This is a genomic window from Acinetobacter sp. P1(2023) (assembly GCF_028367635.1).
GTDB classification, from domain to species: domain Bacteria; phylum Pseudomonadota; class Gammaproteobacteria; order Pseudomonadales; family Moraxellaceae; genus Acinetobacter; species Acinetobacter pittii_E.
The window spans coordinates 112,261-127,202 of the sequence record NZ_JAQNDD010000010.1 but is presented as its reverse complement, the minus strand read 5'-3'; the positions used below and the strand labels follow the sequence as shown (position 1 = coordinate 127,202).

Below are 14,942 nucleotides of genomic sequence, written 5' to 3'. Positions count from 1 at the left end.
TTCCTAGAATTGCTTAATTACACGTAAACCTGCACTCCAGTTACGTCCATCCGCTGGTTCAAAGTAGCGTCCATTACCATCATTTACGATCACTGAACCTGCATAGTTTTTATCAAATAGGTTATCGACACGGGCAAAGCTATTCACTTTCCAATCGCCCATTACCCATGCATAACCAACATTAGCTGAGGTTACACTGTAGCTCGGTGCTGCGTCACTGTTGGTATCATTCACGTATACTTTATCCATATACTGTACATCTACACCACCATATAGACCGTGCGATGGCTGCCAAGCCAAAGAGGCATAAGCTTGGTTTTTGGCAATTCCAGGAATGGCATTGCCTGATGGAATTTGAGCAATATTCCCTAAAGCTGGAATATCAGCATCAAAAGTTGCATCTAAATATGTATAGCTTGCAGTCGCTGTTAAATCTCTCCACAACTTTTTATTCCATGCAAACTCTACCCCCTCACGCAAGGTTTTATCTGCATTGCGGAAGGTTGATCGGCCATTTGAACTACCTGCAGAAACGATGTCATCTTTGGTTTTAGTCTGGAATACTGCCAAAGTAAAATCACCTAAATAGTTTTGTGATTTTAAGCCCGTTTCATAGGTATCGCTTGTTGATGCCGTTAAATCAAAATTAAAACCACTTTTTCCGTCTGGTCGATATGCCATTTCAGTAAAAGTTGGTGTTTCAAAGCCTTTGGCATAACTTACATAGGCCATAAGCTCAGGTATAATTTGCCAGCTTAAAGTAGCAGAAGGTAAAACTTTATTATAATCAGTCTTACCACTATCATCGCCATTGCTTAAATAGTTATCTTCCGATTTATAATGCACATTGCTATAGCGTACACCTGTATCTAAACGCCATGTTGGTAAGAACTGCCATGAAGCTTGCAAATAGGGGTCAATATTCCACAATTTATTGTCTTCATCACGGCGTAGATTACCTTTGACGCCATAAGAAGGCTGACCGTTTACTAAATTAAAGTTTTCGAAACCTTTACGGTCTTCATCCATTGCATCAAGTGCAACACCAACGCTTACAGTGGTATTCGGAAGTAACTCTTTACCTGTCCAACGGAAATCGGCACCATAATAATTACGCTCAAAATCAATCACTCCACCCGCATGGTTTACATTCGCATCTTGTGTTGACTTAGGGATAGATTGATATTGAGTGACTTGACGATTGCCTAAATATGCCATCGCATAAAGCTCATTATGGTCATTAATAGGTTTAGCCCATGTTACGCCAGTTTGAGTCTGCTCAATATCTTTACGGACATTAAATTGCTTTAAAAATGGGACTTGTTGCTTCGGATTGGCATTCCACTGATCACGGGTCAAGCCCTGCGGATCGTCTGCATGGATTTTGACATAGTTGGTCACCCAGTTGATTTTACTACCATCATCAAGATTCCAACTGAGCTTTGCATTGTTTAATACTTTTTCTGCACCGCTATGTTCTCGGTAACCATCCGTGTCGAAATATGATGAACTAATAACATAGCTTGGTTCATTCGCGCCCTTTGCCCCGCCTTGTAGCACGAGTCCTGCTCTGCTTTTATCGTGGCTGCCTCCCGAATAGCTCAGCTCAATTGAGTCCTTCCCTTGCCCTTCTTTAGTAGTCGTTAAAATTGTTCCGCCCGATGAGTTTCCATAAAGTGAAGAAAACGGCCCTGTTAGAACTTCAACATGATCCAAACTACTTAAATCAATATTAGACGTTTGGCCTTGTCCATCTGGCATTGTCGCAGGAATACCATCCACATAAAGACGAATACCTCGAACACCAAAGGTTGAACGTGCACCAAAACCACGCATAGATAACTGTAAATCTTGAGCATAATTTTCACGATTGCGAAGCTGTAAACTCGGTACACCCTTCACAACTTCAGTTAAATTTACTTGTGAAGAAGTATCGACTTGAGGTGCATCTATTCGAAAAACTGAAGCTGGTGTTTGCAAATAGGTTGTATCGGTACGTGTCGCTTCCACATGTAAAGTTGGCAATTTGGCCACGTCTGAATTTAAGTCTTCTGCCCACACAATCGGGCTAGAAATACAGCCCATACTCATCAAAATACAGTAATGAAGTCGGTCTAAGCGTAATAATGACATGCTTATTTCCTTTGTTTATATTGTAGTTATGATAACAAAAGCAGTGTCTTGTCTGGCTATTGAATTCGGTCTGTATTGTTGTAAATCTGGAACAATCCTCACCAATATCCAAAAATTTACTTCCAGATTAAAATTATCGACTCAAAGATGGATGATCTTTCCAGCAATATCGTTCAGGCCAATCTTTTGCCTCTTCGGCATAATCAATTCCAATACGTGGCGTCAATACCACTTCTGGCTGTGTTGATGCTGCTTCCACCCACAAACCAGATTCTTCACCCAAAGTCTGGCCTTTTAAAGATCGATCAATGCCTAAATAACGTGTCAATTTGCCCGGTCCAGCCAAAAGCTTATAATCTTTTTTGGTTGAAGCACCACTTAAAAATGCAGAACGAATCATTACCCCTTCAGGAATACCTTCTGTCTGAGTAATAAGATTAAGCATTTCATACATGCCATAAATTAAATAGACATAAATCGTACCACCAGGGCGATACATTACATCTGTTCGTGCTGTCCGTTTATCATTGTAGCTATGGCAAGCTTTATCGCGAACACCCAAATAAGCTTCTGTTTCACTAATTGTAGAGCGGATGACTTGACCATCAGGTTGCCGCTTACACAATACGCAACCGATTAAATCATAAGCCACTTCTGAGGTTTCACGTTGAAACCAGCTTAATGGTAAGATATCTGACATAGTAATCTCTGAAATATTACATACCACACGTTATACTTGATTAATCCAGTATATCTGTTAATTCTGCGAGTTGGCATGCCTGAGTTACCCGAAGTCGAAACAACCAAAACCAGTTTATTTCCGCTATTGAATCAAAAAGTTCAAAGTATAGAGGTACGTAACCCAAGTTTACGTTGGCCTATACCAGATGATGTTCAAAAACTTGTTGGACAACGTCTGATTGGCTTAAATCGACGTTCAAAATATATTTTGGCAGAATTTGAACAAGATCAAATGCTTTGGCATTTAGGAATGTCAGGTAGCTTTCGCCTGTGTCAACCAAACGATGAACTGAGAAAACATGATCATCTGATTATTCAATTTGAAGATCAACAGTTACGCTATCATGACCCACGTCGTTTTGGCTGTATTCTTTGGCTTAACCCAGAAACTCAAGGCAAACTTATAGATACTTTAGGGCCTGAACCTTTAAGTAACGACTTTCATGCAGAATATCTAGCTTCCAAACTTAAAAACAAAGCTGTCGGCATAAAAATTGCACTTATGGATAACCATGTTGTAGTCGGTGTAGGCAATATCTATGCAACCGAAAGCTTGTTTAATGTAGGTATTCACCCAGCCCAGCCCGCTAGTGACTTAAGCATGCAACAAATTGAGAAACTGGTTGTCGAGATTAAACGTATTTTAAAGTCGGCAATTGAGTTGGGTGGCTCGACTTTACGAGACTACAGCAATGCCATGGGAGAAAATGGTTATTTCCAGCAAACATTGCTTGCTTATGGTCGTGCTGGAGAAATGTGTGTTAACTGTGAAACCCCATTAGAAAACTTGAAACTTGGTCAGCGTGCCAGCGTATTTTGCCCACAGTGCCAACCGCTTAAAAAGCTGAGAAAGCCTTAATTTTTTGGAGGAAGACAACATGCAAACAGCAATTGTCCGACATATTCTAGTCAAAGATAAAGACTTAGCCGAACAGCTAAAAAAGAAGCTACAAAGTGGTGCTGATTTTGCCAAGCTTGCTAAACAATATTCCACCTGTAACTCGGCAAAGCGTGGTGGTGAACTTGGTGAAGTCAAAAAAGGGCAATTAGTGCCTATCATTGACAAAGTTGTTTTTACAGCTGCTGAACGTGTGCTACAAGGCCCAATCAAAAGCCAATTTGGCTATCATCTTTTAGAAGTTAAATTCAGAATGGGTAGCTTACGTTGATTCCATTATTTTAATTATTTTTTTCAGAAACTTGCGCCTGCGCATTCATTTGATATGTCCAGGCTTTAACATACTCACCTGATTCTAGTTTTACATCTGCGATTACACGTTGATATTGAAAACCTTCAAAATCATCTAGCATCTGCCAATTTTCAGCCAATTTTTCAGAGCTAAATAAGTAGCCCTCTACCCAACCTGCTTGCGAATCTAACTCAAGCGCTTTTAAACCTTTGTCTGGCCCCCAATCTAAAATATGGATCACTCCTCGTACACTAGCTTTCGTCCAGTTACCAGCAATCTGCTCTAAAATATGAGCGTTTGCTTGATTTGGACATAAAGTGCCATACACAAAAAGCTGATTCATTCATTTATATCCTTTTTAAATATACGTAATTAAGCATATCTGTACTTTGATAATTTTAACAATATCTATAGTTCAGCATAAAATACTCATTAATAAAAAACGGTACTCTTGGTACCGTTTTTTATTTCAAATTTTATTAAGCTTGTTTTTTCAACTCATCACGAATTTCACGCAATAACTGAACATCTTCAGGAGTTGCAGCTGGAGCTTCTGGCTCATTCTTATCACGGCGAAGTCTGTTTAATAATTTCACCATCAAGAATACAACCCAAGCTAAAATCAGGAAGTTAATTAAAATGGTGAGGAAGTTACCATAAGTTAATACGTTGATACCTGCTTTTTGTAAGGCATCTAAAGATTGTAAGTTATTAGGGTTTGCACCTAACACAATAAACTTTTGAGAGAAATCAACACCACCACCAGTAATTACAGTGATAAGCGGCATGATGATATCTTTAACTAAAGAGTCCACGATTTTGCCAAAAGCACCACCAATAATCACACCAATGGCTAAATCCATCATATTGCCTTTAATGGCAAATTCTTTAAATTCTTGAATAATACTCATCTAAACATCTCCAGATGTCGGGGGTCGAAATACATCATATTTTTCTTTTTCATTGGCATCTTATCAGATTAGATAGTACTCGCCATGATATTGATAATTTAATATTTTTATCAAAAAAAGAAAGCTATTTCACACTTTAACAACATATTCTCTTACAAGAAAAATATGATTTTAAGCCTAATTTAATTTCAAATAAACGATTAAAAAAACCGCTAAATTAATTTAGCGGTTTTTTCTTTTTCAGTTAAGAAAAATTATTTATCACGGTTACGTTTACGTTCATTTTCAGTCAAGTAACGCTTACGGATACGAATTGATTTAGGTGTTACTTCAACTAATTCGTCGTCTTCAATGAATTCAAGCGCTTGTTCAAGCGTATATTCAATTGCAGGTACTAAAGTTAAAGCATCATCTGTACCAGATGCACGAACGTTAGTTAATTGTTTCGCTTTAGTTGGGTTTACAACCATATCGTCTGAACGAGAGTTAATACCCACGATCATACCTTCGTAAACTTCTAACTGTGGTTTAGCGAACAAACGACCACGGTCTTGTAAGCTGAACAATGCATAGCCCAAGCAAGTACCTTGAACCATAGAAATCAATACACCGTTTTGACGTTTCGCAACAGTACCTTGTTTAACAGGACCATAATGCGAGAAGCTTGAAGTCATGATCCCTGTACCAGAAGTCATGGTCAAGAATTCAGAACGGAAACCGATCAAACCACGTGAAGGTACAGTTGCTTCAATACGGATACGGCCTTTACCGTCAACTTCCATATTGGTCATCTCGCCCTTACGGTGACCCATTTGTTCCATTACAGCGCCTTGATGCTGTTCTTCAACGTCAAAAGTTACGTTTTCGTAAGGCTCTTGTCTTTCACCATCAATTTCTTTGATGATTACTTGTGGACGTGATACGCCCATTTCAAAGCCTTCGCGACGCATGTTTTCAATTAAAACTGAAAGGTGAAGTTCACCACGGCCAGATACTTTGAAACGGTCTGGACTGTCAGTATCTTCAACACGTAACGCTACGTTATGAATTAATTCGCGGTCAAGACGTTCACGGATATTACGTGAAGTTACGAATTTACCTTCTTTACCAGCAAACGGAGAGTTGTTTACTTGGAAAGTCATAGATACTGTAGGTTCATCTACAGATAAAGCTGGTAATGCTTCAACATTTTTCGGATCACAAATCGTGTCAGAAATGTTAAGTGCGTCGATACCAGTAATACATACGATATCACCAGCAGATGCTGATTCAACATCGATACGCTCTAAACCATGGTAACCCATGATTTTTAAGATACGACCGTTACGTGTATTGCCTTCTTTGTCAATTACAGTAACAGGAGTATTTAATTTTACTGAACCACGTTGAATACGACCAACACCGATAACACCTACGAAGCTGTTATAGTCAAGTGATGAAATCTGCATTTGGAATGGACCATCAACATCAACTGCTGGTGGTTCAACGATGTCTACAATCGTTTCAAACAACGGAGTCATGTCTTCTGCAAGTTCTTCAGGAGCAGGACCCGCTACACCACGTAAACCTGATGCATAAACGATTGGGAAATCTAATTGCTCGTCAGTTGCACCAAGGTTATCAAATAAATCAAATACTTGATCAATAACCCAATCTGGACGTGCACTTGGTTTGTCTACTTTGTTAATAATAACAATTGGTTTTAAACCACGAGCAAAGGCTTTTTGTGTCACAAAACGAGTTTGTGGCATTGGGCCTTCTTGAGAGTCAACTAAAAGTAATACGCAGTCAACCATCGACATTACACGTTCTACTTCACCACCGAAGTCGGCGTGTCCCGGGGTATCCACGATGTTGATACGGTAAGTTGTATCAGTACGTTTATCTAACCAAGTAATAGAAGTGTTCTTTGCAAGAATGGTAATACCACGTTCACTTTCAAGCGCATTTGAGTCCATGACACGCTCAATCTCGCCTGCTCGTTCACCGAGAGCACCAGATTGCTGAAGTAGTTTATCGACAAGTGTGGTTTTCCCGTGGTCGACGTGCGCAATAATTGCGATATTACGGAGATTTTTGATATCTGACATGAAAATTCGAAACGCCTGAAATTTGAGGGCAAATTATACAGAAAAACACTACTCTTGAGTAGTGACAGTTTATTGACATTGACAAAAAAATTTTCTAATAGCCTGTATTTCGTTTTGTAAAGATAGGTATCTCGATTAGAATAGCGCCAATTTGCGAAATTGCGGCGTACCTACACCCATGTCCAATCAACACTCTCAAGACCATCTTGACCTCGTTTATGGCTTAGATGATCGACCAAAACCTTTGGTCGCTTTTTTAGCAGCGTTCCAGCATTTACTTGCGATTATTGTACCAATTGTTACACCTGGGCTTTTAATTTGTTTAGCTTTAGGTGTGTCACGTACCGAAACCAACATGATTTTATCGATGTCTTTGGTGATTTCCGGTATTGCTACATTTTTACAATGTAAAAAAGTCGGCCCGTTTGGTGCAGGTCTTTTGATTGTTCAAGGTACAAGTTTTAACTTTATTGGTCCAATTATTGGTATTGGTAGTGCAATGGTTGCCGCAGGAACGCCAGTAAACCAAGTTATGGCTGCAATTTTCGGTGTAGTAATTGCTGGCTCATTCATTGAAATGGGTGTTTCCCAGATTCTTCCATGGGTAAAAAGACTAATTACTCCTTTAGTAACCGGTATTGTTGTTTTATTAATTGGCTTAACGCTTATTAAGGAAGGCTTGATTAGCATGGGTGGTGGTTATCAAGCCATGCAAGACCATACTTTTGCAAGTGCAGACAACCTTATTATGTCATGTACCGTACTTGCCATTATTATCATTCTAAATCGTATTCGAGTGGTATGGATTAAAAGTTCGGCAATCTTAATTGCTTTAGTCATTGGTTATATTCTTGCAGGATTTATGGGACACCTGGATTTCTCAGGTATTAAAGATGCCCCTCTTGTACAAATTCCAACACCAATGCACTTTGGGTTAAGCTTTTCTTGGGGCTTATTCATCCCAATGGCTTTTATCTACTTAGTCACTTCTTTAGAAGCGATTGGTGACGTTACTGCAACCAGTAAACTTTCAAACCAACCTGTTAATGGTCCTGAATGGATGAAACGTATTAAAGGTGGTGTTTTAGTAAATGGTGCAAACTCCTTACTCGCAGGTTTATTTAACACCTTCCCTAGTTCTGTTTTTGCTCAAAATAATGGGGTAATCCAACTCACTGGCGTAGCAAGTCGTTATGTAGGTATCTGGATTGCTGCTTTACTTATTTTATTAGGCTTATTCCCCGCAGTAGCTGGTGTAATACAAGCAGTTCCTCAAGCTGTTTTAGGAGGCGCTGTGATGGTCATGTTCGGTGCCGTGGCTGCATCAGGTATTAACATCCTCTCATCTATTCATTTAGATCGCCGAGCACTTTTAATTATCGCAATTTCACTTGCACTAGGTTTGGGTGTTGCTCAAGTTCCTCAAATTTTGGAACACCTACCAGAATTATTTAAAAATATTTTTAGCTCTGGCGTAGCGACAGGCGGTATAGCAGCATTAATTTTAAATGTTGTCCTCCCTGAAACACACAAATAACTATTTTTTAATTTTGATTACTGCCCAGTTTCCACTGGGCATTCTTCTTCATGAGAGATGTACATGGATCCTAGAAGTGAAGTGGTATTGAGACAACAAGACTACTTAAAAGGTAAAATCTTGTTAATTAATGCACCGAATGATGCCCTAGTCAGTCAATTACCAGCCGAGACTGATGCGTCAGTCTGGACGTGGAATCATGCTGACTATCAAGGCTTTATAAATAATGGAACAAATGCGCATTTCTCAGTTGAGTTCCCATTACAAGAATTCGATCAAGCCGTTATTTTTGTTCCCAAATCTAAAGAACTATTAAATTACATATTGCATGTAGTCATGAGCAATCTGAAAACTGATCAGTCTGTTTTTTTAGTGGGTGAAAAAAAGGGTGGTGTTGAACGTGCTGCCAAACAATTACAAAGCTTTGGTAAAGTACTTAAACTCGATAGTGCACGCCATTGTCAGCTATGGCACTTAAAGATTGAAAAAACAGAACAACTTAAACCTCTAGAAAGCTGGCTTAAAAGTTACACTGTTCAGGTGAATGAACAAGAGCTTACGATTTGTGCCCTTCCGGGTGTTTTTAGCCAAAATCATCTCGATATCGGAACTGCTGTTTTACTCCCTTATCTTAATCAGGTGAAATCAGGTAGAATTGCCGACTTCGGGTGTGGTGCTGGAATTATCAGTTGCTATTTGGCAAAAATAAATTCAAGTAATATTATTCATGCCCTAGATATTGATGCTTTCGCTTTACGGTCAACGGAAATGACTTTTAGTCGAAATGGAATAGGTTCAGACCAGTTGAGATTGCAGCCTGTTACAGGTATTGCAGACGCTCCAACAGAACTCGATGCCATTGTCAGTAATCCCCCTTTCCATCAAGGTATTCATACCAACTATGATGCAAGTGAAGGACTCTGCCAAAACGCTAAAAAACATTTAAAGGCATCAGGTGAGCTATGGATTGTAGCAAACCGTTTTTTAAACTATCCGATCTTAATTGAGAAGCACTTTGGTCAGTGCCAGATTAAAACTGATCTTCAAGGCTTTAAGGTGTTATATGCCTGTGCATAACAAACTATGTAAGGAATCTCCATGAGCGAAACACATGCTCCTGAAAAACTCCAGCGTAAGCTTGGGGCTCGTCATCTGAATATGATCGCCATTGGTGGTTCCATTGGTACAGGCCTCTTCCTTGCTTCTGGATCAACCATTGCAAATGCTGGCCCAGGTGGAGCGCTACTCGCCTATTCACTTATTGGCATTATGATTTACTTCTTAATGACCAGCTTAGGTGAGCTTGCAACTCATACGCCAACATCTGGTGCCTTTTTTACTTACGGCAGTCGTTATGTCGAAGAAGGTTTTGGTTTCGCTCTAGGCTGGAACTATTGGTATAACTGGGCCATTACAGTTGCATTCGAACTTGTTGCGGTCCAGTTCATTATGAAGTTCTGGTTCCCTGATATTCCAGGATTTTACTGGAGTGCCCTATTTCTTATCGTTATCTTCATGATTAATGCGATGACGGTTAAGGGATTCGGGGAAAGCGAATTCTGGTTCTCAATGGTTAAAGTGATTGCGATTGTTGCCTTTATTATTATTGGCTTAGCCATGATCATCAAGATCATGCTAACTCCGGGAGTTGCAACTTTCGGGAACTGGACCTACAAAGAAGCACCTTTTGTTGGCGGTTTACAAGCCATGATTGGTGTAGCAATGATTGCCGGGTTCTCTTTCCAAGGAACCGAAATGGTTGGGGTTGCTGCGGGCGAATCAAAAGATCCAAAGAAGACGATTCCACTGGCAATCAAACAGATTTTCTGGCGAATCTTATTATTCTACATCCTGTGTATTTTCATTATCGGTACTCTAATCGCCTATGATGACCCGAACCTATTACAAGCAGCTGCCACTGAGGATATCGCACTATCTCCATTTACATTGCTCTATGAGAGAGTAGGCTTTGCTTTTGCTGCGGGTTTAATGAACGCTGTCATTCTTACTGCTATTTTGTCAGCAGGTAATTCAGGCATGTATTCTTCAACTCGCATGTTATTTAAAATGGCTCAAGAAGGCCGCGCACCAAAGTGGTTTGCAAAACTTGATGGTCGTGGCGTCCCGATGAACGCGCTATATGCCACCACATTTATTGCCGCATTTTGTTTCTTGACGACATTTATTGGAGAGAAGCAAGTATTTAACTGGCTACTCAATATGTCTGGTATGTGCGGTTTTATTGTTTGGTTAGGAATTGCGATTTCACACTATCGTTTCCGTAAAGGATATATTGCTCAAGGCTATAAATTAGGAGATTTAGCATATCGTGCCAAATTTTTCCCATTTGCCCCTTGGTTTGCCTTTATTCTCTGTTCAATCATTATCTTAGGACAGAACTATCAAGCCATTTTAGGTGGAAAAATTGATTGGTTGGGCTTACTTTCAACCTATATTAGCTTGCCTTTGTTCTTGATCATCTGGTTAGGCTATAAGTGGAAAAATAAAACCAAATTGATCTCTTACGATCAAATGAATGTGAAGCCAGAGCAAGACTAAGAATCGGTAATTAAAAGTTAATCAAAGATCAAAAGCTTGATCTTTGATTAAAAAAGCGTAAAATGCCGTTCAGATTTTCAACGACACTTTTAAATAAGGAGGACATCATGCCAACACTACAAGGTAAAACAGATTAAATAATTTGGCACGATGTCAGCTCACGGACAAGTGTACAAATTCACACTACTTGTCCGAATGCTCAAATTTAAGACCTAGCATTCGCTAGGTTTTTTTATGCCTGCTCGGACAAAAATAAGAGAAAAATTATGGGCATACAAAAAATATTAAACAAGGAGGCACTCTACGGTGTTCCTGTTAAAATTTTCACTCAAGATATAGATAGTGAAAGTATCGAACAACTCAAGAAAATGGCTCAACTGCAATTTATATATTCACATATTGCTGTTATGCCCGATGTTCACCTAGGAAAAGGCGCAACTGTAGGTAGTGTTATTCCAACTAAACACGCCATTATCCCTGCTGCTGTAGGAGTAGATATTGGTTGTGGTATGAATGCAATTCGCTTGAGTTTAAAGGCTTCACAATTACCTGATAACTTAAGTCGTTTACGTGATGCAATCGAACGTAAAGTCCCGGTTGGCTTTGCTTTACATAAACAGGTTAAGGCAAAGGCTTCCAGCATTATTCCACTTGAAAAACGCTTAGAGCCCATTATCAAAAAGCATCCTGGCCTTGTTCGTATGCTTCGACAATTTGATGCAACATGGCAAAAGCAGCTTGGGACTTTAGGTGGTGGTAACCACTTTATAGAGTTATGTATTGATGAAAATCAAGACGTATGGGTGATGCTACATTCAGGTAGCAGAGGGCTGGGTAATGTCATTGGTACTTATTTTATTGAGTTAGCCAAGAAAGAAGCTCAGCATCGCTTTGGCCACGTACCCGATAAAGACTTAAGTTATTTTGCTGAAGGCTCAAACAGTTTTGATGATTATGTAGAAGCTGTAGAGTGGGCGCAAGAGTATGCTTTTGAAAATCGCAAAGAGATGATGCGTTTAATATTAGAAGCGACTCGTCCACTTTTACCTTCTTTTCAAATGACAAAAGAAGCGATTAATTGTCATCATAATTATGTAAGCCGTGAGACACATTTTGGCGAAAATCTATTGATTACCCGAAAAGGTGCAATTAGAGCGGGCTTAGATGAGTTAGGCATTATTCCTGGCTCAATGGGAGCACGATCTTATATCGTTAAAGGCAAGGCAAATCCTGAATCATTTTGTTCTTGTTCTCATGGTGCAGGTCGCAAGATGAGTAGAAACAAGGCAAAAACTCTTTTTAACCAGCAAGATCTTATTGAACAAACCCAAGGTATTGAATGCCGTAAAGACAGTGGTGTTGTCGATGAAATCCCAAGTGCTTATAAAGATATTGATGAAGTCATGGCAAATCAGGCTGACCTCATTGAAGTTATTCACACTCTTAAACAAGTTTTATGTATTAAAGGCTAAACATGAAAATTAAAGAAATGTCAAAAATCAAAGTCCGTAATCAAGTAGCTCTATCCCCTTTACTTCATAAAGGTGGGATGCATGAAACGGAAAAACCTCGTGCCCAACATCGTAAAGATAGACAAGATACTAAACAGCAATTGAAGAAAGGTATTTGGTAAATAATTTAAACCAAGATCGTAGTAATTATTAAGGAGACTTAGAAATGACTAAATATTTTAAAAATCGCAATAAAAAAAGCGACTCTAACGAGTCGCTTTTTTACTGTTCAAGAACTCAAATTATTGAGCTGCTGCAGGAGCTGCCGCTTCTTGACCAGGTTGAACAACTACAGTACGGCTACCAGTGATTGTCGCGAATACACGACGGTTCATAGCACGACCTTCTTTAGTTTTGTTGTCAGCAATCGGTTGATCCCAAGCGAAACCTTGAGTAGACAAACGAGATGCATCAACGTTGTATTCGTTTACAAGAGCTGATTTAACAGAGTTAGCACGAGCTAAAGATAAACGTTCGTTCAACTTACGTGGACCAGTGTTATCTGTGTGACCTTCGATACGTGCAGTAGCGTTAGGGTATTCAGTTAACTTCTCAGCAACTTTAGCGATTTCTGGCTTGTATTGGTCTTTGATGTTTGATTTGTTAGTATCAAAGAACACACGAAGTTCCATGTTAAGATCTTCAGTTAACTCTTGTGGTTGTGGAGCAACTGGAGTTGGTTCAACTGGAGCAACTTCTACTACAGGAGCAGCAGGCTTCAAGTGACCACCAAGAACTACGTTTAAACCAGCAAGAGCTGTGTAACGCCAGTATTTTTCGTCAAAATCATAAGTACCACGAGCTTCTGTACGAAGTGATAATGCATCATTCAAACGATAGAAAGCACCTACACCGGCATTACCGATAGTATCTTTCTTGTCTTCATAGATACCATCAAACTCAGTTTTAGTTTGACCTGCACCTAATAATACATACGGCTTGAATTTGCTGTCGTAGTTCTTAGTAATCAAATCAGAAGTTGCGTAGAAGTTACCAGCAATAGTTTTTTGCTTGTATTCAGAACCAGCTACGCCAGTACCTTCAAGATCACCTTTAACTTGGTTATATTCAGCTTCGAAACCTAACCAAGGAGTTAATTCAACACCTAGTGCAGCACCAACGAATAAATCATCTTGTAATTCAGCATGACTTGTTAATTTATCGTTGTTGTGGTCACTATCCTGCCAAGTATAACCTACTAATAAAGGAGTAACAGTTACGCCCGCATTAGCAGCAGCTAATGGAGCAGCGACAAGCATAGCAAGTGCAATACGACTCAATTTCATGGATATCCTCCAGAGATAACAATTGTTGTTCAAGCTCAGCCTAAATTTATTGGCCCCTGAGATATTTTTACCCCAGTATTATTTTTAAGCTATTCACATTTGAATCATACAAACACTTGATAGACTTTCCAAGTGCTTGATAATTTTAATCAAGTAAATTATTGACAAAATTACTTACAATTTCCGTTGTAATTCGGTAATTTTTCACTCAACTAGTAAATATGAACAACTTCTTTCTTTCGCTTACGGTGATTTTACCAGTATTCTAGCATCCTGATAACCTTTATTTAATTTTGTGTTTCCTCACTATAAAAATCATTATAAATCATTGATAGAAAGCATAAAATCAAAATATTTCTTCATATATTAAGGAATTTTAATGTTTAGATCTCCCGGTTTTACGCTATTTGAACTCACTATAACGCTCGCAATTCTTATGATTATGGTCATTATAGCTCTTCCCTTATACCATCAATTTATGGCTTCTGTAGAATTAAAAAATGTTTCTCGATTACTCACAATTCATATACAAAAAGCCAAATACGACGCAATTCTACGACATAAGAGCGTCGTACTTTGTCCAAGTGTTGATTTGTCTATATGTAATAGTAATTGGGATACAAGCCTTATTAGCTTTGTAGACACAAATCATAACCTGCAGAGAGAAAGCAATGAGGAGATTTTGAGCAATATTGAACTTGCTCACCACTACGGTTCTTTAAAATTTCAAAAGTTTGGAAAAAAATTAAATAGTATTGTATTTCAAGGCGACACTGGCCTTCCACGAGAGTCTAACGGCACTTTTACTTATTGTTCTTATAATCAGCTTAAAAACTTTAAATTAGTTCTCAGCAAAATGGGGCACACCCGTTTAGAAGACCTAAAAAATTGTTAGAACTCTACAGTCTAATGCAGAAGATATCTCTCTTTAATTTTTGCAATATACTGCCTAAGTTTTAAATATTTCTTATTTTGAGATTAAGA

General features: G+C 38.9%; 14 protein-coding genes. 8 read left to right on the top strand and 6 right to left on the bottom strand.

Annotated features, from left to right (window positions below):
* Positions 1-3: 3 nt before the first annotated feature.
* Complete coding sequence (locus POD11_RS14695) at positions 4-2,133, bottom strand: TonB-dependent receptor family protein (protein WP_262457670.1); 2,130 nt, start codon at positions 2,131-2,133, stop codon at positions 4-6.
* A 133-nt stretch (positions 2,134-2,266) separates the two neighbouring features.
* On the bottom strand, positions 2,267-2,833 hold the full coding sequence (locus POD11_RS14690) for a DNA-3-methyladenine glycosylase (protein WP_239936052.1): 567 nt from the start codon (positions 2,831-2,833) through the stop codon (positions 2,267-2,269).
* Positions 2,834-2,908: 75 nt separating this feature from the next.
* Between POD11_RS14690 and mutM the strand changes: the two genes are divergently transcribed.
* Together mutM and POD11_RS14680 are read left to right on the top strand one after the other, a co-directional pair.
* On the top strand, positions 2,909-3,733 hold the full coding sequence (gene mutM / locus POD11_RS14685; RefSeq protein ID WP_262457668.1) for a bifunctional DNA-formamidopyrimidine glycosylase/DNA-(apurinic or apyrimidinic site) lyase: 825 nt from the start codon (positions 2,909-2,911) through the stop codon (positions 3,731-3,733).
* 19 nt (positions 3,734-3,752) lie between these two features.
* A complete protein-coding gene (locus POD11_RS14680) occupies positions 3,753-4,043 on the top strand; it encodes a peptidylprolyl isomerase (protein ID WP_262457667.1) in 291 nt (96 codons plus the stop codon).
* A 10-nt stretch (positions 4,044-4,053) separates the two neighbouring features.
* Here POD11_RS14680 and POD11_RS14675 read toward each other — a convergent pair whose 3' ends face one another.
* The 3 genes from POD11_RS14675 to typA all read right to left on the bottom strand — a co-directional run bounded on the left by POD11_RS14675 (position 4,054) and on the right by typA (position 7,065).
* Positions 4,054-4,407, bottom strand: a complete 354-nt coding sequence (locus tag POD11_RS14675) for a gamma-glutamylcyclotransferase family protein (protein WP_262457666.1) — start codon at positions 4,405-4,407, stop codon at positions 4,054-4,056.
* Between the two features lie 136 nt (positions 4,408-4,543).
* Positions 4,544-4,975 (bottom strand): large conductance mechanosensitive channel protein MscL, encoded by a 432-nt coding sequence (gene mscL / locus POD11_RS14670; protein ID WP_032055316.1) that lies wholly within the window; start codon positions 4,973-4,975, stop codon positions 4,544-4,546.
* 254 nt (positions 4,976-5,229) lie between these two features.
* On the bottom strand, positions 5,230-7,065 hold the full coding sequence (typA, locus tag POD11_RS14665) for a translational GTPase TypA (protein WP_002116501.1): 1,836 nt from the start codon (positions 7,063-7,065) through the stop codon (positions 5,230-5,232).
* 178 nt (positions 7,066-7,243) lie between these two features.
* Between typA and POD11_RS14660 the strand changes: the two genes are divergently transcribed.
* The 5 genes from POD11_RS14660 to POD11_RS14640 all read left to right on the top strand — a co-directional run bounded on the left by POD11_RS14660 (position 7,244) and on the right by POD11_RS14640 (position 12,794).
* A complete protein-coding gene (locus POD11_RS14660; protein ID WP_016143111.1) occupies positions 7,244-8,602 on the top strand; it encodes a uracil-xanthine permease family protein in 1,359 nt (452 codons plus the stop codon).
* A gap of 63 nt (positions 8,603-8,665) precedes the next feature.
* Positions 8,666-9,679 carry a methyltransferase gene (locus tag POD11_RS14655; protein WP_239967335.1) on the top strand — a complete coding sequence of 338 codons (1,014 nt, stop codon included), beginning with the start codon at positions 8,666-8,668 and terminating at the stop codon, positions 9,677-9,679.
* Positions 9,680-9,700: 21 nt separating this feature from the next.
* Positions 9,701-11,161 carry an amino acid permease gene (locus tag POD11_RS14650; protein WP_262457665.1) on the top strand — a complete coding sequence of 487 codons (1,461 nt, stop codon included), beginning with the start codon at positions 9,701-9,703 and terminating at the stop codon, positions 11,159-11,161.
* 266 nt (positions 11,162-11,427) lie between these two features.
* Positions 11,428-12,633, top strand: a complete 1,206-nt coding sequence (locus POD11_RS14645; RefSeq protein WP_262457664.1) for an RtcB family protein — start codon at positions 11,428-11,430, stop codon at positions 12,631-12,633.
* 2 nt (positions 12,634-12,635) lie between these two features.
* Positions 12,636-12,794, top strand: a complete 159-nt coding sequence (locus tag POD11_RS14640; protein ID WP_239967339.1) for a hypothetical protein — start codon at positions 12,636-12,638, stop codon at positions 12,792-12,794.
* 120 nt (positions 12,795-12,914) lie between these two features.
* On the opposite strand, the gene omp38 is transcribed toward POD11_RS14640, so the two are convergent.
* Entirely contained in the window at positions 12,915-13,958 is a 1,044-nt protein-coding gene (omp38, locus tag POD11_RS14635) for an outer membrane protein Omp38 (RefSeq protein WP_014207589.1), read from the bottom strand.
* Between the two features lie 379 nt (positions 13,959-14,337).
* Between omp38 and POD11_RS14630 the strand changes: the two genes are divergently transcribed.
* On the top strand, positions 14,338-14,853 hold the full coding sequence (locus POD11_RS14630) for a GspH/FimT family pseudopilin (protein ID WP_239967341.1): 516 nt from the start codon (positions 14,338-14,340) through the stop codon (positions 14,851-14,853).
* Positions 14,854-14,942 lie beyond the last annotated feature (89 nt).